This window comes from Metabacillus litoralis (assembly GCF_007994985.1).
In the GTDB taxonomy this organism is placed as follows: Bacteria; Bacillota; Bacilli; order Bacillales; family Bacillaceae; genus Metabacillus; species Metabacillus litoralis.
The window spans coordinates 54,444-77,323 of record NZ_VOQF01000006.1 but is presented as its reverse complement, the minus strand read 5'-3'; the positions used below and the strand labels follow the sequence as shown (position 1 = coordinate 77,323).

The window sequence follows — 22,880 nt, the reverse complement described above, 5'->3', positions numbered from 1 at the left end:
ATAGAAAGCAGTAAAAAACTGCTTTCTATTATATTCACTATATAGTATATTTATACGGTGATATTAATAGTAACAGAGAAAATACGCTAACTATTCACAGCTGATGAATGAAATATTAATGTATTTTTGAAGAAATTAATAACTTAAAATTAATAACTAACCATTGTGGATATGATTCCTACAATGGTAGTTTTTATATAAATATACTAGTAGTTGGATGGCGGGGGATAAGATGGTTAATTTACAGTTAATTATTTCTGTTATTGTTTACATGGTTGGGATGCTCTTTATCGGTTATTATGCTTATAAACGAACTTCAAATCTAACAGATTATATGCTAGGTGGACGATCGCTTGGTCCAGCTGTTACAGCGTTAAGTGCTGGTGCTTCTGATATGAGTGGTTGGCTATTAATGGGTTTACCTGGAGCAATGTTTGCAACAGGATTGAGTTCTGCTTGGATCGTGATAGGTCTTACATTAGGTGCATGGGCAAATTGGCTTTATGTTGCACCAAGATTACGTACATATACAGAGTTAGCGAATGATTCTATCACAATTCCTGCTTTCTTGGAAAATAGATTTAATGATTCTACGAAAATTCTCCGGTTATTTTCAGGTGTAATTATCTTAATTTTCTTTACCTTCTATGTTTCTTCTGGAATGGTTTCAGGTGGGGTATTATTTAATAGTATTTTAAACTTAGAATACCATACAGGATTATGGATCATTACAGGTGTTGTTGTAGCTTACACATTATTTGGTGGCTTTCTTGCAGTTAGCTGGACTGACTTTGTCCAAGGAATCATTATGATCATCGCTCTAATTCTAGTGCCTATAGTAACAATCTTTCATATTGGTAGTCCTTCAGATGCTGTATCAGAAATTCGTTCGATCGATTTTGCTTTATTAGATATATTTAAGGGAACAAGTTTACTTGGAATTATTTCTTTATTTGCCTGGGGACTTGGATATTTTGGTCAACCACATATCATTGTTCGTTTTATGGCTATTTCCTCAGTAAAGGAAATTAAAAAAGCGAGACGAATCGGTATGAGCTGGATGATTTTTTCAAGCATAGGTGCCATGTTAACTGGTTTTCTTGGAATTGCCTACTACTCAAAACAGGGCTTAGAAATCAGTGATCCAGAAACAATCTTTATTGAGCTAGGAAATATCTTGTTTCATCCTATCATCACTGGATTTTTAATTTCAGCAATATTGGCAGCTGTTATGAGTACAATTTCTTCACAGCTTCTTGTCACATCAAGCTCACTTACAGAGGATTTATATAAAACATTTTTCCGTAGATCAGCAACAGATAAAGAACTCGTATTTGTTGGACGACTATCAGTATTAGCAGTTTCCATTTTAGCACTATGGCTTGCATGGGAACAAAATAATACAATATTAGGTCTTGTTAGTTATGCATGGGCAGGCTTTGGTGCAGCCTTTGGACCTGTGATAATCTTAAGTCTTTATTGGGTAAGAATGACAAAATGGGGAGCACTGGCTGGAATGATTATTGGAGCTTTAACCGTTATCATTTGGTCAAACTTAGGTTTATCTGAAATCATGTATGAAATAGTACCAGGATTTGCAGCTAGTTTGTTAGCTGTCTATCTTGTAAGTATATTTACATCAAAGCCCTCTGTTCATGAGGTAGCGAAATTTGATGAATTTACAAAATCGATGTAATAGGTAGTTGTATTTAGGAAAAAGCCTGCTTCTTCGCTAATAAGAAGAGATTGCAGGCTTTTTTGCTATTTACAAATCAAGAAAGAGTATGCTCAAATGTTTTTTCAAAAGCAATACCAAAAAAAAATTGAAAGGGGAATCGATAAGAAGCTATTTAGTGTAACAAGGCATTATGGCATAGACCTCTTTATATACCAATTATCCTTCTTTCATGAATAATGTTAAATGAGAGTAGGAATTTAGGTAGATATCAGATGCTTTTATCCAGTATAATTGTACGAAAATTCAGTAAAATGATGTTAATTACCATGAAAAGTGGTACAATCATAGTGACAAATATTCCATAATTATCCTTATTAGATTGTTCCAAAATCGGAAAGCGTTAGCATAAGTTTTTCAACTTTTTGAACAACCTCTAATAGTACCTAGGAGTTTAGTCATGATCATAACCTTAGCTCACTCTACCAGTCATATTTGTCACTGTGTAGGGTTATTTTTGTCTAAAAAAGGGGGTGTTAATTGTGTTGGAGTGGTTAGAGCTGCTTCTCAAAGTGTTAGTTGCTGCTGCCACATTGTTCTCTTCCATCACACTAGGGATGAAAAATTTAAATGATTTAAAGCGTAAAAAAAAGAAAAAGCGCCTCCTATAAGGAAGGCGTTAGGAATAACAATTTTTCATTTATATTATAACAGATTAATGATTAGGTGTTTAGGTACGAATGGAATTTATGGAATATTGTCTTCATCATAATTAAAGGGAGGCTTCATTATGAGCTATGTTCATTTAATTCCGTACACAGTCCAAACAATTATAAAAAGCACAAAAGAAATACCGCCTGGAATTCAGTTAATTAATGCACCTTTTTCTTGGGATAACGGATACAAAGGTGAGGGTGTTGTGATTGCTGTTTTAGATACTGGATGTGAATCAAATCATTCTGAATTAAGAGAACAAATTATTGATGGGAAAAATTTCACAACAGACGATCAAGGTGATTCAACTAATTTTGAGGATTACAATGGTCATGGAACACATGTATGTGGAACAATTTGTGCAGCTAGAAATGATAGTGGTGTAGTTGGAGTAGCTCCAAATGCTAAACTCTTGGTTGTTAAGGTTTTATCGGAAAAGGGGTATGGAGAAACAAAATGGGTGATAGAAGGTATAAGATATGCTATGAATTGGCGTGGTCCAAAAGGTGAAAAAGTCAGAATTATTTCCATGTCACTAGGAAGCAGTGAAGATAGTGTAGAACTCCACAATGTTATACAAAAAGCTATAAATAGTAATATTCTTGTTATATGCGCAGCTGGTAATGAAGGAGACGGAAATCATGAAACGAACGAATTTGCATATCCAGGAGCTTATCCAGAAGTTGTACAAGTGGGCTCAGTAAATTTACAGAGAAAGATATCTGTATTTAGTAATACCAATACTGAAGTTGATCTCGTTGCTCCAGGTGAAGAAATCCTCTCAACATATCTGAACAATGAATTTGCCGTATTATCAGGAACCTCAATGGCAACACCACATATTTCTGCTGCAGCAGCTCTAATCATTCAACAATGTGAGCAAGAATTTGAACGCTCTCTTACAGAATCCGAAAGCTACGCACAAATTATTAAAAGAACAATCGAGTTAGATGTTAGTAGACGTTATCAAGGAAATGGTTTATTAGATTTATCAATAGGTTTCAAATCCAGGTATAAACATGATGATCAATTGACTGCTGTGAAATAATGCTTGTTATAGTCAATCTTTTATTTCCAATATCATAAAACATAAATTTCGTAGAGGTGCTTCTAATTAAAGAGGAAGCACCTTTTTATTTTTTTGTAGGTGTTCAAAGGACAGAATTTGGATTTAGTTAGCTTATTTGTAGGAGGTTGGCAAGTGCCTGACAATTTCTTATAAGTTTTCAATATTTTGAAACTTTCGACTCGCAGCTTCGTATTACATATTGTGGATAATTAATAGCTATTATGATTCCTTTTGAAGTACTAAGTATTTTGATAAATACATATTAAGGAGGAAGATTACATGTTTACTGCGTTAGGCTTTTTTATGATTTTAATCCCAATTTTAATAATTGGTGCAATTGCCGGGATTGGTTACTTTTTCTGGGTGAAAATTCGTTATCGAACTGCACGATCTAATCAGGCTTTAATAATTACAGGTCCAAAGCTAGGTGATCCTGAAAAAGAAACTAATATCTTCACTGATCTTGAAGGACGTTCTATGAAGATTATAAGAGGTGGCGGCTATCGCTTAAGACGCTTTCAAACTTCAACACCTGTAAATTTAACGTCTTTTCAATTAAAACTATCAACACCTAGGGTATACACAAATGGTGGTGTTCCAATTGTTGCTGATGCAGTTGCGATGGTAAAGGTTGCTGATACTTTAAATGGAATAGCTAATTATGCCGAGCAATTTTTAGGCAAAGAACAGGATGAAATTGAATCAGAAATTATTGAGGTTCTTGGAAGTAACCTCCGTGCTATTCTTTCTAAAATGACAGTTGAAGATATTAATAGTGATCGAGAAAAATTTAATCATGATGTATCAGAGGTTGCACAAAAGCAATTAGATTTAATGGGCTTTAAAATTACCTCATTAGGTTTGACTGATTTACGTGATGCAGATGAAGAAAATGGATACTTAGAAAATCTAGGGCGCCCACGGATTGCAGAGGTACGAAAATTAGCTGAAATTGCTGAAGCAAATAGTGAGCGTGAAACACGAATTCATAGAGCACAAACTGATCAAGAAGCAAAAGAAGAAGAATATAAGAGACAAATTGCCGTGGCAGAATCTAAAAAAGAAAAGGATATTAAAGATGCAGCCTTTAAGGAAGAAACAGAGCGTGCTAGAGCAAAGTCTGAACAATCTTATGAATTGGAAAAAGCTAAATTATCTAAAGAGGTAAAAGAAGAAGAATTAACATTAAAATTCCTTGAGAGAGAACGTGCTGTTAAATTAGAGGAAGAAGAAACAAAGGTTCGTAAAACAAAAGCAGATGCTGAATATTATGAAACAACACGTAAAGCAGAAGCAGAGGCTCGGAAAGCAGAAATTGATGGGGAAGCAAAAGCAAAAATTCGTAGAGAAGAAGGATCAGCAGAAGCTGATGTTATCCGTGAACGTGGTAAGGCAGAAGCAGAATCTCGTAAGCTTTTAGCTGAAGCTATGGAAAAACACGGTGATGTTATTATTACTGAAAAACTAATTGAAATGCTACCTGTTTTTGCAGAGAAAATTGCTCAACCACTTAACAATATTGATTCTGTCAAAATTATTGATTCTGGAAATGGTCAAGGTTTACCGAACTTTGGTAAAAGTATTACAAAGACAATGGTTGATATACAAGAGCCTCTAAAGGAAATGACAGGAATCGATATGGGTGCCTTGTTAAAATCATATGCTGATCGAACAAATAAAACTTCAAATCATATTACTGTTAATGAAGCGAAAAATGATAATGAGTATATAGATGGAGATGTAAATGAAAAGTAGGGATTTACTGTAAAAAAGGGAGACACTTTAATGTCTTCCTTTTTTCATGGAGTATTTTTGAGAGTTATTAATCTAGAATAACTGATGATATCGGTAACATTGCTTTTTCATAAAGGCTGCTTTCATAAACTTTGTTGCTTTAAGTAAATTTAAGAGACTGCATTGTATACAGTTTAGAGGCATTTTTTCTAATTGTCATTGGATCCTTCATAAAAGGAAAAGATAAAAACGTTGTGATATTTTCTTACAAAGATGCTATACATTTTTGCTTTTGCACAGTATGATAAATGGTAAATATAACCGATGTAGGAGCTAGATATATGGACGAGCTATTAGAACAGATTTTATCTTTATCAGATATTAATGAAGTCATCGATTATGTTAGTAATGGTTTAAAAAAACCAGTTGTATTAGAAAGCGACCATTTTTTTCTATTGGCGTATAACTCTTATTATGTTGAGCATTTTGATATAGCAAATCAGAAAACAATTTTCTCTAAAAAATGCCCTTTACATATATTTGAAAAGTTTGTTGAGACTGGTATTATTGATCAGCTGAAAACAACAGAAAAGCCCTTTCGAATAAGTGAAATGAAGGATATAGGGCTAAATAAGAGAGTTGTGACTAGTGCAACGTATATGGATACTATTATGGGCTATATTTGGGTTCAGGAGATTGAAGAGGAATTAACGGAAGAAGAATTGGAATTCTTACATAAAGTATCCTTTCATGTTGGGAAAATCATTTATAGAAAAAACAAAATCAAACAACAGAAAGCAGAAGAAATTGAGAATTTTTTTAGAAAGGCGATAAATTTTAGTTTTAAAAATGAAAAAGAGCTTAGATGGGAAGCTTCTCAGTTAGACATCATTTTACCTTCAATTTTTAATATAATGGTTGTTAATGCAATTGAAGCTGAGGAAGAGCTTGTAGAAGAGCTAAAAGAAACGATTCGCTCTTATTTAAATTTGAAGGATAATACAAGTCATGTTTTAGTTAATCAGACAAATATTGTGATTATTGTTGGCTGCTATTCACTAAAATATTCACCTGTAGCTACATCTTTGCAGATTATTGAAAATCTACTAACAAACTTTGATGAAAATCGTTATTCAAATATATACATAGGTGTTGGTAATGAATATCAGACTATTTTATCTTTGCATAATAGCTATGAGGAAGCGTTAGAAGTAGTGAATATTGCAGAAGAAATTGGTACACAGGAAAATGTTCCATATGAATATGATAAAATGGGTATATTTCGATATCTTGATGTGATAAAGAACAAGAATAATAAAAACAACTACCAAAATAAAAACCTGCAAATTCTTCAAGCAAAAGATCGTGAAAGTCAAACTGAATTAGTGAAAACACTTGAATACTATTTAGTTAATAATTGTAAGCTTAAATCTACTGCTGAGCAAATGTTTATTCACCTTAACACACTTAATTATCGATTGAAACAAATAACAGAGCTAACCTCAATCGATTTTTCAGATTTCAATCAAAAGTGTCAGTTATATCTTGATTTGATGTTAAATAAAAAATTATAGCTTTATTATCGTTACTAATGATAAAAAACAGGCCTAAGTAAACGAGACCTGTTTTTTACTTTATAAAGATGAGGTAATACGATTCGTCTGCTTTTCTACCTTCACGAATTTACTATAAATCATTAAAAGTACTGCACCGAATATTGCTGCACAGCCAATTAATAAATACAATGAGAATATGCTATAGGTATCAATAAATTTTCCACCTACCAAGGCACTTATCATACCAGAGTAGCCAAAGAATACGGAAATCAATAAAACATGTCCTGTTGATTGTAGACGTGCAGGGACAATTTTTGTTACATAAGAAAGGGCAACTGTAAAAAATACACCAAATGTAACACCATGAAGCAATTGATAAAAAATTAATTCAACTGAACTTGAAGCAAATGACATACCGATAAATCGGATACCATATAATAACGCAGCAAAGATGATAAAAGTTAGATCTTTATATTTTCTGTACCAATAACCACTTGTGAAAAACACGAGCACCTCGGTTGCAACACCCCAAAAGAAAGCCCAACCAATTGTCGTTTCTGTCCCACCAACTTTTTGTATAAACACACTAAGATAAAGATCGTTTGCTCGATGTCCTAGAGTAATAAATAAAACGATGATCAAAAAAACTGTAAATCGTATGCTTTTTAAGAGAAGGAAGGCATCTTTAAAATTGACTTTACTCTCAGAACCATCTGTTACTTTTATATCAGTTAGGAAAATCCCGATGATAAATAAGCTAACGCAGAAGAACATAAATGGAATAACAATATTGTCTACACCAAGATAACTTAACAAATAACCTATAGTAATACTTGAAATTCCATAACCGAGTGAGCCCCACATACGTATACTTCCAAAACTCACATTCGTTTTGTCAGCTGTTTTTTGAGAAAGGCTATCACTTAATCCTCCAGTTGGAGCTAAGAAAAAGAATAAGCAGTATATTAAAATAGCCATTGCTGTAAAGCTATCTAGCTGAAAAAATACAAACCCTGAAAAAATCATACCAGCTATACAAAATAACAAGACTTTTTTTATACTTCTAATTTTGTCACTAACGTACCCACCGATAGGTTCAGAAAGTAAAGAAGCAAAAGGTCCAATTGCTAAAAGCATTCCAACCTCAGTAGCAGAGTATCCTTTATGTAATAAGTAGATTGGTAAATAGGAAGTACATATAAATCCAATTGCCTGAATGAAAAATAAAAATAACTTTAATGGTGTAGTTTTCATAGATGTTTGTCACAAGCCTTTCACAAATATAAATTGATGAATGAAGGAAAAAGGTCCACTCATTAAGGAAACCGATTTCTAAAATAAACAAAAAAAGAACCGAAATACTAATATATATTGTTCGCTCTCCCGATTATACCCACTATAATAGTGATAATCAATAGATATATCTTATAAAAATAGAAATCGGTTTCTTATTTGTTGCGTATAGAATACTTAAATCTCATATTAAATCCAATTGTTATAATGAGAATGATATTGTAGTTCAGTCAACTAATCGGATTTCTCGTATACTTTCAATTTTCCATCGTTTTTCAAAAAGACATTGTAAATATCTACAATGTCTTTCTGAGCTAATGCTCTAGAGAATTTTGTCATTCTGGATATGTTTTTTGTAAAAAATTCACGGATTGAATGATTAATTTTTTTAAAACCTCAATATCAATATCAGCAATCTTATTAATATATACACAAGCTTTACCTGATGTGTGTTTGCCAAATGTTTCGAGTAATTGATCTCTTTCTGTATCACCTGTTGCAAAATACAAACTGAATTTAGCTTTACGAGGGGAAAAGCCAACTAAAGGTGCATCACCTTCATGTCCTGTTTGATATTTATAATGATATTGTCCGAATCCAATAATACTAGATCCCCACATTTTTGCTTCAAAACCTGTTGTTTCTGAGAAAATATCTAGCAATTTATAAGCATCTTCACGTTTTTTCGGGTTCTCTACTTGTTCAATGAAATCCATCACATTATGATCATTCTGTTTTGTTTTCAGTTCATACAAATGTGAACACCTCCTTAAGAGATTACCCCAAGATTTTTTAGTCCATTATAGATACCAGAGTCAGAAACAGAAGTTGTTTGATGTTTTGCGTATTGAATTAAATCAGGATGTGCATTTCCCATTGCAAAGCCTTCTCCAACAATCGATAACATTTCTTTATCATTCATACCATCACCAAAAGCTACCGCATTTTCTTTATTAATTTTAAGAAGATCAAGGATATGCTGAACAGCTATGCCTTTGTTAACATTATCACGTATAACATCATAGCAATGACGTAAACCATCAACATTCACTTGTGATAAGTGGATGGAAGGTTCTTTTGTTTCATATAGCTTATGTTCGTTTTCTTTAAGATTAATTAATGTGATTCCAAGAATTTGTGATAGAAATTCTTCTGAAAAGTCATTGTTTTTATGTAAATGAAAAGCTTGAATAAATTCTTTTACAAGAGAGGCTTCTATATTAGAAAATACGTTTTTGTCATGTGTATATAAAACAAACTCATGATCGTTAGCATTAGCAATTTTAACAAAACCCTCTACGGTAGATCTATTCATTGGCGTTTTAAAAATATCCTTACCATCATGGATCGCATATGCACCATTATAGCCAATTAGCGAAGTGATGTTTAATTCTTTTGCAATAGTAGAAATTTCATGTAATGGACGACCGGTAGCTAAAAATACAGTAATACCCTTACTTTTGGCTACTGCAATTGCTTCCTTTGTTGATTCTTCAATTGTGTCATCCGGCTTTAAAATTGTTCCATCAATGTCTAAGAATAACAGTTGATAATTTTTCATTAGTCAGCTCCTGTATGGCATTTTTAAGACAATCATAAATGAGTTTTTGATTTATAATTATTTTATCACAATTAGATATATAGAATCTTTTTTGTAGGTTTTTTAAAAAACTTTTTAAAAAGAGGTTTAAATTTTTTTATAGCGGTAATAATAATAAGCGAAAATGTAATAAAATTGTTTGATTGATTTAGGAGGAAAAGATTAATGGCACAAGGTAAAGTAAAATGGTTTAACTCAGAAAAAGGTTTTGGATTTATTGAAGTTGAAGGTGGAGATGACGTTTTTGTTCATTTCTCTTCAATTCAAGGTGAAGGTTACAAAAGCTTAGAAGAAGGTCAAGAAGTTTCTTTCGATATTGAAGAAGGAAATAGAGGACCACAAGCTGCTAACGTTCAAAAAATATAAAACCAGACAAAAACCATATATCGTATGAGTCAAAAGGGTCTGACCCAGTTACAAACATACATAGTGATAACCGCTATTTTGTAACTGAGGGACAGGCCCTTTGGTTTTGTTTTATAACTTCAGGTCATCACCCCATAATAAGTCAACTACAGTTCGCTTCCCTAACCATCGTTCTTTTCTCAGTCGATGTTCATCCAGATTTAGGTCGATTCAAGTAAGCTTGTGCTTTTGTTATTTCTTTTTTATAACTTGAATGTACTTTTTCTGCACCTACAAGAATAGGTTGTACTATGTATTCCTTTTGAAATACATGTAATGAGGAGGAAAAGGTATGAAAGTTGTAGATCAATTAAAAGCGTTTATTGTTGAACAAGATGTTATTCCTAAAAAGATGAACATCCATCCAGACGCACTGGCAGAGCTTGAAAATGAAAAATTTGTGTATATGATTTCTATAAATTCTGAAAATCCGATAAAAAGATTTATGGGAATTGAACTCATTCCTACAGATAAAGTGAAATGTTTTGATATTGTTGAACAAGAGAACCATACTGAGCAATGGATTGTAAAAAAAGAAGTCAAAAAAATAAAGCAAAAATATATGTCAGAGAAAAATGATTTTACTAAAGACATTAATCTGCTTTTTTCTTACATAGGCTATCTTGAAAGAGAGCTTGAGGATAAAACAAACTATCTTCGTTATTTAAAAGAAAGTAGCTCTTCAATTAAGACAGATGATGAAAAAGCCTAGCATAAGGCTTTTTTGGTTATTAATTCTGATCAAGAAGATTGCCTTTGTTTGAATTCTTCAGATGAGGGAATTGTACAATAACACATTAAACAAGCTATAGGAGTGTTATTAAATGATTTCTTCACAACAATTAACTATATTAAGGAACAAATTAGAAGAAGAAAAACAAAAGCTAAAATCCACGATCCGTCATACAAAGGAAAAACAAACTACTGGCGAGTTATCTAGCTATGATAATCATCCTGCAGACATGGGATCAGAGCTATATGAAAAAGAATCAGATCTCGCAATAAATGATCATGTAAAAGAAGAGTTGAAAAAAATTGAAGAAGCAATACAGGCGATGAAAGAGGAAACCTATGGGAAATGCAAAGAATGTGGAAATTCTATCCCATTTGAACGTCTAGAGGCTATACCAACCACATTATACTGTATTGATCACACCAAACAATCTACAGCTCATCAATATCGTCCTATTGAAGAGGAAGTATTAACCCCTTCTTTTAATAATGATAAGAGAAGTAATGAAATTAAAGATCATGAAGACAGCTTTGCTGAAGTTGCTAGATATGGGACAAGTGATACACCAGCAGATTATACTGGTGATGAAGAAAATTATCAGGATCAGGTTGAAAATGAAAATTTTACGGAAAACTTTAATAAGGATATAGGTAATGATATAAAGGGAAAGCAAACAATAGTATTCCATAATAAAAAATAGTTGGTTATGGAAAAAAGGCCACTTTAATTTGATAATTAAAGTGGTCTTTACTGTGATAATTTAAGAAGGTAATTGACATGCTAAAAAAATACATTTAGTAAAAAATATCACTTAGTTAAGTTCAACCTTTTCGAAATGTTCAACAGTAGGAAATGGTTCATAATAACGATGTAAAAGCTCTTTCCACTGTATATATTCAGGAAATCTTCTAAAACCATCTGTGTGGTCTTCGAGTGTTTCCCAAGTAACTATAAGAAGATATTTCCCCTCAACTTCCAAACAGCGCTGGAGCTCGTGGCTACAATAGCCTTTCATAGAACGAATTAACCCAGAAGCCTGTCGAAATGCCTCTTCATATTCAGCTTCTAATCCTTTTTTAACATGAAGCATTACAGCTTCCAAGATCATACTATCACACTCCAAAAAATAACATACAAGGTTATACATTTAACATATATTCATTAAGTAAGTATTCTATAATATGAGGACATACCCTTTTTCATTTTGGCTCTGTTAAACTTTGTTGTTGATTTCCGTTACAGGCATTCGCTTTCCCGGGAAAAAAGTACCTTTTTTCCTAGGGGAAGAATAATGAAAAAGCCCAATTACCAAAGATCAATTCTTCCTAGGTCCGGGAGCCTCCTCGTAGCTGCGCGCCTGTGGGGTCTCCCTTTGACACGCTACTCTAAGCAGGTGTCTCATATATTCACCTCCAATCAACAAAGTGTTAAAAATCAACATTAACCTTTAATATAGCCTTCATTTTTATAAAAGTTATCTTAATAACTTACAATCATAGATTTAATGTTTTATAATATAATAACAACCTAATAACAAAAATAACAAAATGGAGGTTATATAAAGCATACTCTAACTGTAACGGTGTTGAATTGTTTATTACATCTTGCAAATACATAATAAAGGAATATTTTATGATCATACAAAATCAATTACTATCTTTAAGAATGTTCATGTTTTTTGTAAGTGCAATCGGATCAATGGTTGTAAGTTTTCTACCAATATATTTGCAACATAAAGGATTTTCAAGCTCACAAATAGGTTGGTTTTTAGCGATAGGTCCATTTATAGGTTTAATTGCTCAGCCTTTATGGGGTTATGCAAGTGATAAGTATAAAACTGTAAAAAAGGTTTTATTTGCTTGCTTAGTAGGTTTTTTACTAAGTGTTATATGGATTTTCCAAATAAATTCATTTTTGTGGATTATTACTGCAGGAATCTTTTTCTTTTTCTTTTTCTCACCAGTACATCCTTTGGCTGATAATCTCGCAAAAAGACAAGCACAAATTCATTCTGTTACATTTGGATCCATTAGGATGTGGGGATCAATTGGTTTTGCTATTGTGTCTTTAGTAAGTGGATTTCTACTTTCAGAGTTTGGTATTGGGTTCTTAGTTATACCAGTTACCGTTTTTACGGTTATTACATGTATCTTAGCTTTGCTTTTATCTGACACAAAGGCTGGTACAAAAAAAATAAATTATAAGGATATTGGTGTCTTGTTTAAGGATCCAACTTTGCTTGTTTTCTTTTTCCTTACGGCACTTGTTTTACTAACACACAGAACAAGTGATTCGTTTATCAGCTTATATTTATTTGAAATAGGCGGAAACGAAATGCTAGTTGGATGGATTTGGTTTATTGGAGTATCTAGTGAAGCATTATTGTTTTTCCTAAGTGCAAAATGGTTTAGAGCTTCAAGTCCTATATTTTATATTATTATCGCATCGTTTCTTTATTGTATAAGATGGGTTTTGACAGCTTTTGCACAAGATCCAACAATGCTTTTAATGATCCAAGTCTTACACGGCATCTGTTTTGCGATTGTGTTTTTAGGAGCACTTGAATATCTATATAAAGCAATTCCAGAGGAATTACAAGCAACAGGTCATATGGTGTTTGTAGGTATCACTTTTGGAATTACAGGGATTGTTGGTTCATCAATAGGTGGTGTTGTCTTTGAAAATTATGGTGGCAAACTACTTTATCTTTTATTAGCTATATCTTCATTTATAGGTTTTATAGGTTTTATCTTATTTTACTTAAAAGAGAAAAAAACAGAATCAAAAAAATTAAATATACCAATTAATTAGAGGAGGAAAAAATTTTGAATAAGCTCACTTGGGGAATACTTGGCTGTGCTGACATTGCGGTGAATGCATTCATACCAGCAATACGTCAATCAAAATTTAATGAACTAAAAGCGATATCAAGTAGGAGGATTGAAAAGGCTCAAGAAACAGCACGTGATAACAATATCCCAGTTGCATATGGAAGCTATGAAGAGCTATTACAGGATCCAGAAATTGAAGCTGTGTATATACCTCTTCCAAATCATTTACATAAGGAATGGTCAATGAAAGCAGCTGCAGCAGGCAAGCATGTGCTTTGTGAAAAGCCTATTGCCTTGAATGCAGGAGAAGCAAAGGAATTAGCATCTTTCTTTCATGAAAGAGATTTATTATTAGGTGAGGCATTTATGTATCGTCATCACCCACGATTTGATCGAATAAAGGAGATAGTTAATTCAGGTGAACTTGGTACAATTAGAGGTATACATGGGACCTTTACATTTAATAATGCCAACGATAAAGGAAACATAAGATATCGCTCTGATTGGGGTGGAGGATCTTTATATGATATAGGTTGTTATGTCATAAATTCAGCTAGACTAATTCTGGAAAAAGAGCCAGAAGCGGCTACTGTACATGGATTTTTCTCAGAAGAGCATGGTAATGTTGATATGATGGCATCAGGCTTACTTGAATTTCCAGATTCTATTGGAGTAACCTTCATGTGTGGAATGTGGGCAGAGTTTCAAAATACACTGCAAATTGTTGGAACTGAGGGAATAATTAACATCCCGTCCTCTTTTGTTTGTTCACCTGAAGAAAAATCAAGTTTCTCAGTAACAATAAAAGGGGAAGAAAGACTAGAGGATTTTCCACCAGTAAATCAATATACATTACAACTTAATGATTTTGCTAACAGTGTTCGCCAAAAAACACCATTAGCATTTGAGGTAGAAGACGCTATTTTAAATATGAAGGTTTTAGATGCTTGTTTAAAATCAGCTAAGGAAAAGATGAAAATTCAAATAAAATAAAGCAAAAATAGAGTGAAGTCTTTTTCTTCACTCTATTTTTGCTTTATTTACTTTAAATCATTAACTGAGAATCCGTCAATTGAAGAAATCCTTCCACGCCACCATGTTCCGGAATGATTAGGAGAATTTTCATTATTTAAATAGACAGCATTTTTCAAGTGAATAAAAGTTAATGGAGCACTCTCTGATTCTTCTTCCTCTTCTTTCTGTTTAGCATATTCCCCTTTTAAATCACTGAATTTTTTTGCGATAATTTTAGACATTGTACTATCCTTAAGGTTTTTGGAGGATTCAGTAACTCCTTCATAATAATTCGTAGCACTTATTAAAGTACCTGATATAACCACTCCATTTATAGAGAGGGTCAAATCTAACTCGATTCCATCTTGCTCAACTAAATCTAGAAACATAAGTATAATTGCATCGTCAGTACTTACTTGATCCTGCTCTTTGTTTTTTTTAGTCATAAAAAATACACCTCTCAATTTATTTAAGTATTTATATCATGCCCTTAAATAGATAGTTCATAAATGAGGTGTAATATTTAACGTAGATTTTTTAATCTCGTCCTATAGATTACGCTAATTGAAGGTGAAAAAACGCTGTATAAAGTCTAATTCTATCTTTTATTCTACAAATCGCACCTTTAATGCGATAACACACTGGTTACAACAGATAAAAACGTCTGAAAAGCAACAATCTTTCAGAAAAGAGCATTAAGAAATAACAAATATTAATTAGCTTTCGTATTTAACAGCTTAAGTCCTATTGCAATAAATACTATGCCAGTTAGGCGATTCAATATTAATTCAGCTTTTATGTTTTTTCGTAATTTTATTGTAGCCATTGAGGTAAAATAAGCAGTAATAATACTCCATAGTCCTCCAGTAAATGTAAATGTTAGTCCTAAAATGATAAATGGTATTGGGCTTGTCACGTCTGAGCTAGTTTTTATAAATTGCGGCAAAAATGCTAGAAAAAAAAGTGCTACTTTAGGATTTAGAACATTTGTAAGCATTCCTTGAAGAAATATTTTCTTATTACTTTGCTTTGGTAAAGAAGTGTTTTTATTCTCAGATTTCTTATCAATAATCATCCTTATACCTAAATATGCTAAATAAATAGCTCCAATGATTTTGATTGTGTTAAAAAGAAAAGCGGATTGAGCCAAAATTAACGAAAGTCCAAATGCAGCAAGTAAAGTATGTATGACTAATCCTGCTATTATGCCTATCGCTGAAATGATACCTGCGGCTCTACCTTGGGAAACACTTCTACCTACAATATACATTGTATCTGTACCTGGAGTTAAGTTTAGTAAAATAGCTGCGAGAAGAAAAACCTCAAAATTAGTGATTCCGTACATCGTGTTTCTCCTTCCTTTTATTATAGTTTTCTTTTTTATTATTTTTTCCAAATGTTAAATTCTGTTGCTTTAGTTTTCTGAATATAATGATGAAGGACCATCTTTTAGTTTACATTTATTTTTCGCATAAACATTATCTCCGGCAAGCGATTTAATTGTTTTCCAAGCCTTTATAGCATCATCTCTTGACTTCCCTTTGTTAACAGGATCATTAAAAAAGTCTCGAGTGAACTGATTATATTCAAATTGTGGTCCAATCTCCCGCTTGTAACCAGGCTCTTTTTTCCGTTTTTCTTCTTGCTTCCATGCATCAACAACATCTCGGTATGTTTTGCCAGTGTTACTTTTCATGTATTGTTGTATATATGTAGAAAAGTGGAAGTTAGGTAGTATTGTTTTGAAAAAAACTCGAAGATCTTGACTGAATTTTATATCAACTGAAATGACTGTATCAAGGCTTATTTCTTCAAAATTAGATTTTTTTATTGGTTTATTTTTTTTTCTAGTTGGACCCTGTTTTTCTCCTGTTGTTAAAAATAATTCTATTCGTTTCGTCAAGTCTAGCTTTGAGCCACTTGTGCTTAATTCATTGGTTCTACAAAATTCCTGGAGTTCTTTTTTTAACCAATAGTAGTTTGTGAATTCAAGCATAGTCATTTTTGTAGATAGTTCTGGCCGCATATACAAACACCTCCTATTAATAAAAAGAACACTAGTTCTCTTATATTCAACCATAAAAATCTATATATGTAAATATTTATAATATATTTTAGATAGGAAACTAAAGAGGTGTTATATAGTTGATATTAAAAACATTTGAAACAAAACAAATGTTAGAAGCTATTTTAGGTAGTATTGACGAAGCTATCCACGCGGTAAATTCAGAGGGCATAACGATTTTTTATAATAGTGTCGCAGCACAGCATGATGGAATAGAGATCGAAGAAGTCTTAGGAAAGCATGTACTCGATGTATTTCCATCTTTAAATAAGCAAACAAGTACACTGTTGAAAGTAATTGAAACAGGTAAGCCGATCTATCAGCAAGCACAAACGTACAAAAACTCTAATGGTCAATTAATTGATACAGTAAATACAACGTTACCTATCATTGTGAATGAACGGATTGCAGGAGCTGTAGAGATTGCAAAGGATTTAACAAAAGTTAAAGAATTAGCACAGAAATTATTAGAGCTACAGGCGAAAGTAAATAGTCAAAAAAGTAAACCTACTTCAATTATGGGGGCAAAATATAACTGGAATGACATCATTTCAGGTAGTAAAAGTATGGATAAAGTGATTGAACTTGGTAGAAAGGCAGCTAAAAGCTCTTCACCAGTTATGGTTTACGGTGAAACAGGAACAGGGAAGGAATTACTTGTTCAATCTATTCACAATGCTTCCTCACGAAATAAAGGACCGTTTATTGCTCAAAACTGTTCTTCTTTACCAGAATCTCTGCTTGAGAGTATTTTATTTGGAACAAAAAAAGGTAGCTTTACTGGTGCAATTGATCGAGCCGGTTTGTTTGAGCTTGCTCACGGTGGAACGCTCTTTCTTGATGAAATTCATACAATGCCCCTAGAATTCCAAACAAAGTTATTAAGAGTACTCGAAGATGGAGTTATTCGAAGAGTAGGTGGTATTGAGTCGTATATGGTTGATGTTAGAGTAATTGTTGCTATGAATGAGCACCCCTTATTGTGTATGAAGAAAAAAATCCTCCGTTCAGATTTATATTATCGTTTAAATGTATTTTTTGTTGAATTACCACCTCTTAGAGAAAGGGAAGAAGATATTGTACTTTTGATTCATCATTTTATAAAAAAATATAACTATCAATTTAATAAGCTAGTTCTAAAAATTGAGCCCAAAGCAATAGAGCAGTTAAAAACATACCAATGGCCTGGAAATATCCGTGAGCTTGAACACTCTATAGAATTTGCTATGAATATAATTGAAGAAGATGATGATGAAATAAAACTGAAGCATCTTCCAGATAATCTTACAGTAAAGAAGAAATCGGAAAAAGGGAATGAAAAACCATTTAAATTATTAATAGAAGAAACAGAGAAAAAATTAATTCAACAAGCTTTATTTGAAACCAAAGGAAATGTTCAAAAAGCTTCAAAGATGTTAGGGCTTCCCAGACAAACTTTGCAATATAAAATCAAAAAGTATGATGTATAAATTGCCGTTAATTGAAGGTGTAGTACTTTTAAATTAAAGCCTAATGTGAATTTTTAGCATTTTGTTGATTTGAAGTGAAAGACATGGAACTTCTGCGGAAGAAGCCTGTCGAAGCGAATGTCTGTAACGGAAATTAACAACAATACTTAACGGCACCAATAGATAAATAAACCAAAATTAGGAATCTCATAAAGAAAAGATTTTTGAGAAAGGAGCATGTTGATGAACCATATAGCTGAAACGAAGGTTATCAAGGGTGAAGATTGTTATCTAGAAGTGTACCTTGATTATTTTAATGAACGAATTCGAGTCGATAATTACCGGGGAAATATGACAAGTATTGTACAGAAAATAAATGAGTTAGCTGAACTGGATAAATTCACAAAGATTATTTTTTATTGTCGACAGGATCACTGGAAGAAGTTACTACCATTAGGCTTTGAATTAGAAGCAATAATAGATGGCTACTTTAATGGTACAGACAATTATATTTTAACTTCTTATAAAAAGGAGAGTAGAAGAGAAAGTAGATCGTGGATCGAAGAAGATCAGATTGTTAATCAAATCATAACAAATCAGAAAGAAACAGATAAAGTAACAGTTGCTCCGAGTCAATATCATTTTAGAAAAGCTATTTCTGAAGATGCAGAAAATCTCGCGAAATTATATAAACAAGTATTTGCTATATATCCAACGCCTATGAATGATCCCCAATATATTAAAAAGATGATTTGTAACGGAACTATATTTTATGTTGTTGAGGTAAAAAGTGAGATTGTAAGTGCAGCATCATCTGAAAAAAACGTCATATTTCATAATGCAGAATTAACAGATTGTGCCACATTAGCAGAACATAGGAAGTACGGTCTTATGAAGAAGCTGCTACTATTTTTAGAAGGTGATTTAAAAAATGAAGGAATTTATCATGTTTATTCTATTGCAAGAGCACAATCTTATGGAATGAATGCTGTCTTTTATCAATTAAATTACAAATACAACGGAAGACTTACAAACAACTGTTATATTTTTAATGAATTAGAAAATATGAATGTATGGGTAAAAGATCTTTCTTTGAGATAGGCTCTAGTTATTCAAAATCTGCCGAGTTTTGATGACTGCCGAATGTTGAGCATATTGTTAAATACAGCTGAAAGAAGGAAGAAATTTACTTAAAATCAGTGATGAAGATTTTTTATTAAAGGCTCTTTTCTGAAAGATTGTTGCTATGTAACCAAAATATCTAGTAGAAACAGTTTATTTTTGCATATAAGGATACCGTTTTATGAAGAAAAGATGCCACTAGACTTAATACTGTGTTGATTTCTTAGTGCATATAAAAGCAATAAAGTTTGCGAAAACAGCATTTATTAAAAGTAGCAATAACAAAGTAATGCCTAATATTCGGCGATATTTTGCTTTTTCCATGATGATTCAGAGTTCATATTATTTGGAGGCATTCATTTCTTCTTAAGCTTATTTGCAATATTCATGATAGCTTCACTGCAACAAAACAAAATTGACACCTTACTTTAGTTTTGTTGCAAAATTAAAAGTAGTTGTAATTTGTCTGGGATTTACTTCCACTATTTATGTTGGCATGAAACTTGCTTAATATAAGCTGACCAACATAATTTAAGGGGGAATGTAATATGTGGCAGGATTTATATAAGCCAAATCGTCATTGGAAGGAAATTGAATTATGGAAGGATGTACCAGATGAGAAATGGAATGATTGGATCTGGCAATTAACTAATACAATTCGTACTCTTGATGATTTAAAAAAGGTCATCAATTTAACTCCTGAAGAAGAAGAAGGGGTACGAATTTCTACGAAAACTATCCCACTTAATATTACTCCATACTATGCAGCGTTAATGAATCCCGAAGATACAAGATGTCCCATTCGAATGCAATCTGTGCCAATTGGTGAGGAAATTCATAAAACAAAATATGACTTAGAAGATCCCTTAGAGGAGGATGAAGATTCGCCAGTAGCTGGGTTAACCCACCGTTATCCTGATCGGGTATTATTTCTAGTTACAAATCAATGCTCTATGTATTGTCGTTACTGTACTCGCCGACGATTTTCAGGGCAAATTGGTATGGGTGTGCCAAAAAAACAATTGGATGGAGCAATTGATTATATAAGAAACACACCAGAAGTGCGTGATGTTCTTTTATCAGGTGGTGATGGTTTATTAATTAATGACAATATACTTGAGTATATTTTAAAGAATTTACGTGAAATCCCACATGTTGAAATTATTCGAATTGGAACAAGAGCCCCAGTTGTTTTTCCACAGAGAATTACAGAAAACCTATGTACTATATTAAAAAAGTATCATCCAGTATGGCTTAATACTCATTTTAATACATCAATTGAAATAACAGAAGAATCAAAGCGTGCGTGTGAATTGCTTGTTGATGCTGGTGTGCCTGTAGGTAATCAAGCAGTCATCTTAGCTGGAATCAATGATAGTGTAGCAATTATGAAAAAGCTTATGCATGATTTAGTGAAAATTCGGGTGCGCCCTTATTATATTTATCAATGTGATTTATCTGAAGGAATTGGACATTTTAGAGCACCAATTTCAAAAGGTTTAGAAATTATTGAAGGGTTAAGAGGTCATACAAGTGGATATGCAGTACCTACATTTGTTGTTGATGCTCCCGGTGGTGGAGGGAAAATTACCTTACAGCCAAATTATCTAATTTCGCAAAGTCCAACTAAAACAGTTCTTCGTAATTTTGAGGGTGTTATGACTACTTATCCTGAACCGGAAAATTATGTTGCGGGTCGTGGTGATGAATATTTCCAACAAATTTATCAAAATCAGGATATGAGTTTGTCACAAACTGGAATAAGTGCATTATTAAATGACCAAAAACTGAATCTTGTACCGAATTCACTTGAACGCTATGATCGCAGACAAAGCTTTCAGGAAAGTTCAACGTATTCCTCCTTAAAGGATAAGCGAGAAAAACGTGATGAGTTAAAAGAAAAGAAATATCAGGCTCAAATAAAAAAGCAAAACAAAGGTGATGATTGAAAGACTCAGCTAAGAAAAAGGGGGCGATTATGAATGAAATGTGAGTGGTGTGGCAAATCAGATGTGAAGGAAACGGAAAATACAGTTTATTGGGAGCTTCCTGATGGTACTCGAGCAATTGAAATAACAAATACTCCAGCAATGAGTTGCAACTTATGTGGGATGGATTATCAAACGGAAGAAAGAATTGAAGAGCTTGAAGATCATCTATTATTAATTGATTCCTCTAAGATAGATAAAGTCATTTCATATGAAAAACTTATGCTTCAACCAAAATTATTAAAACGTAATTATTTCAAATTTTAAGTAAGAACATGAGGTGGTTTGGTACATGAAATCATATTTGATTAAGCCTAACTTGACCGAAAGCTATCCTGTAGTTACACATGGTAAAGGAATTTATCTTTATGATGATAAGGGCAAACAGTATATAGACGGATCTTCTGGTGCGGTCACAGCTAGTATTGGTCATGCAATTCCAGAAATAATTGACGCAATGCATTCTCAAGCCAAACATGTTTCTTTTGTTTATCGATCTCAATTCACTTCAGATCCTGCAGAAAAGCTGGCTTCAAAACTTAATCAGCTTGTTTGTGATAAAGAGGATTATTGGTCTTTTTTTGTTAATAGTGGATCAGAAGCGACAGAAACAGCACTTAAGGTAGCTCTTCAATATTGGCAGGAGCAGGGGGAAAATAAAAAGCAAAAGATCCTTTCACGTTGGGTTAGCTATCATGGTATAACGATAGGTGCTTTATCGATGTCAGGACATGTGAGTAGACGTGAACGGTTTGTAGCATTGTTAGAGGATTACCCGACAGTATCTGCTCCATATTGTTATCAATGCTCTTTACAATTAATTCATCCGACATGTCAATTGGCGTGTGCAAAAGAATTAGAAACCGCAATTTTAAGAGAAGGTGCTGAAAACATTGCAGCTTTTATTGCAGAACCAATTGTAGGTGCAGCAGGAGGAGTTATCATTCCTCCACAAGGCTATTATGAGCAAATAAAAGAAATTTGTGATCGTAATCAAATTCTGTTTATTTCCGATGAAGTGATGACAGGGATTGGTCGAACAGGAAAAATGCTCGGGTTGGATCATTGGAGTGTTAAAGCAGATATTATTGCGCTTGGTAAAGGAATGAGTGCCGGCTATGCCCCTATAGCTGCAACACTAGTAAGTGAAAAAGTAATGACTCCTATATTAAAAGGATCTAATTCTATAATGAGTGGCCACACCTATAGTGCAAATCCTCAATCAGCAGCTGCTGCCTTAGCGGTTCTTACGTATATAGAAGATCATTCTTTATTGGATTTAGTGAAAACAAATGGAGAATATTTGCTTGATGAACTAAAAAATGCTTCAAAATCAATTGACATAATTGGAGAGGTTAGAGGAAAAGGACTTCTAATTGGTGTTGAATTTGTTTCAAATAAAGATACTAGGATGCCTTTTAGTAAAGATATTTCAATAACTAATTATGTTGTACAAAAAGCGAAAGAAAAGGGACTTCTCATATATCCTTCTTCAGCAGGAAAAGAGGGAGCTTATGGAGATGCGGTTATTATCTCTCCTCCATTTATTATTGAAAAACATGAAATAGATCAGCTTGTTAAGCTTTTTATAGAAGCTGTTTTAGAAGTAGAAAGTGAACTGTCCTAATAAGGA

General features: G+C 32.9%; 22 protein-coding genes. 15 read left to right on the top strand and 7 right to left on the bottom strand.

Features of this window, described 5'->3' with window-relative positions:
• Positions 1 to 232: 232 nt before the first annotated feature.
• The 5 genes from putP to FS935_RS11265 all read left to right on the top strand — a co-directional run bounded on the left by putP (position 233) and on the right by FS935_RS11265 (position 6,766).
• A complete protein-coding gene (gene putP, locus FS935_RS11280) occupies positions 233 to 1,696 on the top strand; it encodes a sodium/proline symporter PutP (protein WP_146948588.1) in 1,464 nt (487 codons plus the stop codon).
• A 521-nt stretch (positions 1,697 to 2,217) separates the two neighbouring features.
• Positions 2,218 to 2,346, top strand: coding sequence for a hypothetical protein (locus tag FS935_RS24190; RefSeq protein WP_275580284.1), 129 nt, complete (start codon positions 2,218 to 2,220; stop codon positions 2,344 to 2,346).
• 119 nt (positions 2,347 to 2,465) lie between these two features.
• Complete coding sequence (locus FS935_RS11275; RefSeq protein WP_146948586.1) at positions 2,466 to 3,437, top strand: S8 family peptidase; 972 nt, start codon at positions 2,466 to 2,468, stop codon at positions 3,435 to 3,437.
• A 300-nt stretch (positions 3,438 to 3,737) separates the two neighbouring features.
• Positions 3,738 to 5,213, top strand: a complete 1,476-nt coding sequence (locus FS935_RS11270) for a flotillin family protein (protein ID WP_240050891.1) — start codon at positions 3,738 to 3,740, stop codon at positions 5,211 to 5,213.
• A gap of 320 nt (positions 5,214 to 5,533) precedes the next feature.
• Positions 5,534 to 6,766: a PucR family transcriptional regulator gene (locus tag FS935_RS11265; protein WP_146948584.1), complete on the top strand. Its 1,233-nt coding sequence runs from the start codon at positions 5,534 to 5,536 to the stop codon at positions 6,764 to 6,766.
• A gap of 60 nt (positions 6,767 to 6,826) precedes the next feature.
• Here FS935_RS11265 and FS935_RS11260 read toward each other — a convergent pair whose 3' ends face one another.
• The 3 genes from FS935_RS11260 to FS935_RS11250 all read right to left on the bottom strand — a co-directional run bounded on the left by FS935_RS11260 (position 6,827) and on the right by FS935_RS11250 (position 9,602).
• Positions 6,827 to 8,002 carry an MFS transporter gene (locus tag FS935_RS11260; protein WP_146948582.1) on the bottom strand — a complete coding sequence of 392 codons (1,176 nt, stop codon included), beginning with the start codon at positions 8,000 to 8,002 and terminating at the stop codon, positions 6,827 to 6,829.
• Between the two features lie 374 nt (positions 8,003 to 8,376).
• Positions 8,377 to 8,796: a DUF1801 domain-containing protein gene (locus FS935_RS11255; RefSeq protein WP_146948580.1), complete on the bottom strand. Its 420-nt coding sequence runs from the start codon at positions 8,794 to 8,796 to the stop codon at positions 8,377 to 8,379.
• 14 nt (positions 8,797 to 8,810) lie between these two features.
• Positions 8,811 to 9,602 carry an HAD family hydrolase gene (locus tag FS935_RS11250; RefSeq protein ID WP_146948578.1) on the bottom strand — a complete coding sequence of 264 codons (792 nt, stop codon included), beginning with the start codon at positions 9,600 to 9,602 and terminating at the stop codon, positions 8,811 to 8,813.
• Positions 9,603 to 9,806: 204 nt separating this feature from the next.
• Between FS935_RS11250 and cspD the strand changes: the two genes are divergently transcribed.
• From cspD to FS935_RS11235, 3 genes are all read left to right on the top strand, one after another.
• A complete protein-coding gene (gene cspD, locus FS935_RS11245) occupies positions 9,807 to 10,007 on the top strand; it encodes a cold-shock protein CspD (RefSeq protein WP_146948576.1) in 201 nt (66 codons plus the stop codon).
• Positions 10,008 to 10,338: 331 nt separating this feature from the next.
• On the top strand, positions 10,339 to 10,758 hold the full coding sequence (locus FS935_RS11240) for a hypothetical protein (protein WP_146948574.1): 420 nt from the start codon (positions 10,339 to 10,341) through the stop codon (positions 10,756 to 10,758).
• A gap of 112 nt (positions 10,759 to 10,870) precedes the next feature.
• Positions 10,871 to 11,479, top strand: a complete 609-nt coding sequence (locus FS935_RS11235) for a TraR/DksA C4-type zinc finger protein (protein WP_146948573.1) — start codon at positions 10,871 to 10,873, stop codon at positions 11,477 to 11,479.
• A 111-nt stretch (positions 11,480 to 11,590) separates the two neighbouring features.
• Here FS935_RS11235 and FS935_RS11230 read toward each other — a convergent pair whose 3' ends face one another.
• Positions 11,591 to 11,887: an antibiotic biosynthesis monooxygenase family protein gene (locus FS935_RS11230; RefSeq protein WP_146948571.1), complete on the bottom strand. Its 297-nt coding sequence runs from the start codon at positions 11,885 to 11,887 to the stop codon at positions 11,591 to 11,593.
• A gap of 524 nt (positions 11,888 to 12,411) precedes the next feature.
• On the opposite strand from FS935_RS11230, the gene FS935_RS11225 reads away from it, so the two are divergent.
• Both FS935_RS11225 and FS935_RS11220 read left to right on the top strand, forming a co-directional pair.
• Positions 12,412 to 13,590, top strand: a complete 1,179-nt coding sequence (locus FS935_RS11225; protein WP_146948569.1) for an MFS transporter — start codon at positions 12,412 to 12,414, stop codon at positions 13,588 to 13,590.
• Positions 13,591 to 13,601: 11 nt separating this feature from the next.
• A complete protein-coding gene (locus FS935_RS11220; RefSeq protein ID WP_146948567.1) occupies positions 13,602 to 14,603 on the top strand; it encodes a Gfo/Idh/MocA family protein in 1,002 nt (333 codons plus the stop codon).
• Positions 14,604 to 14,650: 47 nt separating this feature from the next.
• Here FS935_RS11220 and gvpU read toward each other — a convergent pair whose 3' ends face one another.
• The 3 genes from gvpU to FS935_RS11205 form a co-directional block, all read right to left on the bottom strand.
• Positions 14,651 to 15,070 carry a gas vesicle accessory protein GvpU gene (gene gvpU, locus FS935_RS11215; protein WP_146948565.1) on the bottom strand — a complete coding sequence of 140 codons (420 nt, stop codon included), beginning with the start codon at positions 15,068 to 15,070 and terminating at the stop codon, positions 14,651 to 14,653.
• Positions 15,071 to 15,336: 266 nt separating this feature from the next.
• Complete coding sequence (locus tag FS935_RS11210; protein ID WP_146948563.1) at positions 15,337 to 15,969, bottom strand: LysE family translocator; 633 nt, start codon at positions 15,967 to 15,969, stop codon at positions 15,337 to 15,339.
• Between the two features lie 69 nt (positions 15,970 to 16,038).
• Positions 16,039 to 16,650 (bottom strand): DUF6434 domain-containing protein, encoded by a 612-nt coding sequence (locus tag FS935_RS11205; protein ID WP_146948561.1) that lies wholly within the window; start codon positions 16,648 to 16,650, stop codon positions 16,039 to 16,041.
• A gap of 149 nt (positions 16,651 to 16,799) precedes the next feature.
• Between FS935_RS11205 and FS935_RS11200 the strand changes: the two genes are divergently transcribed.
• The 5 genes from FS935_RS11200 (at position 16,800) to FS935_RS11180 (ending at position 22,874) form a co-directional block, all read left to right on the top strand.
• Positions 16,800 to 18,158 (top strand): sigma-54 interaction domain-containing protein, encoded by a 1,359-nt coding sequence (locus FS935_RS11200; RefSeq protein WP_146949008.1) that lies wholly within the window; start codon positions 16,800 to 16,802, stop codon positions 18,156 to 18,158.
• A gap of 222 nt (positions 18,159 to 18,380) precedes the next feature.
• On the top strand, positions 18,381 to 19,238 hold the full coding sequence (ablB, locus tag FS935_RS11195; RefSeq protein ID WP_146948559.1) for a putative beta-lysine N-acetyltransferase: 858 nt from the start codon (positions 18,381 to 18,383) through the stop codon (positions 19,236 to 19,238).
• 569 nt (positions 19,239 to 19,807) lie between these two features.
• Positions 19,808 to 21,208 carry a lysine 2,3-aminomutase gene (gene kamA, locus FS935_RS11190; protein WP_146948557.1) on the top strand — a complete coding sequence of 467 codons (1,401 nt, stop codon included), beginning with the start codon at positions 19,808 to 19,810 and terminating at the stop codon, positions 21,206 to 21,208.
• Between the two features lie 33 nt (positions 21,209 to 21,241).
• Positions 21,242 to 21,514, top strand: a complete 273-nt coding sequence (locus FS935_RS11185; RefSeq protein ID WP_146948555.1) for a YokU family protein — start codon at positions 21,242 to 21,244, stop codon at positions 21,512 to 21,514.
• A 25-nt stretch (positions 21,515 to 21,539) separates the two neighbouring features.
• Positions 21,540 to 22,874, top strand: coding sequence for an aspartate aminotransferase family protein (locus FS935_RS11180; protein ID WP_146948553.1), 1,335 nt, complete (start codon positions 21,540 to 21,542; stop codon positions 22,872 to 22,874).
• Positions 22,875 to 22,880: the final 6 nt, after the last annotated feature.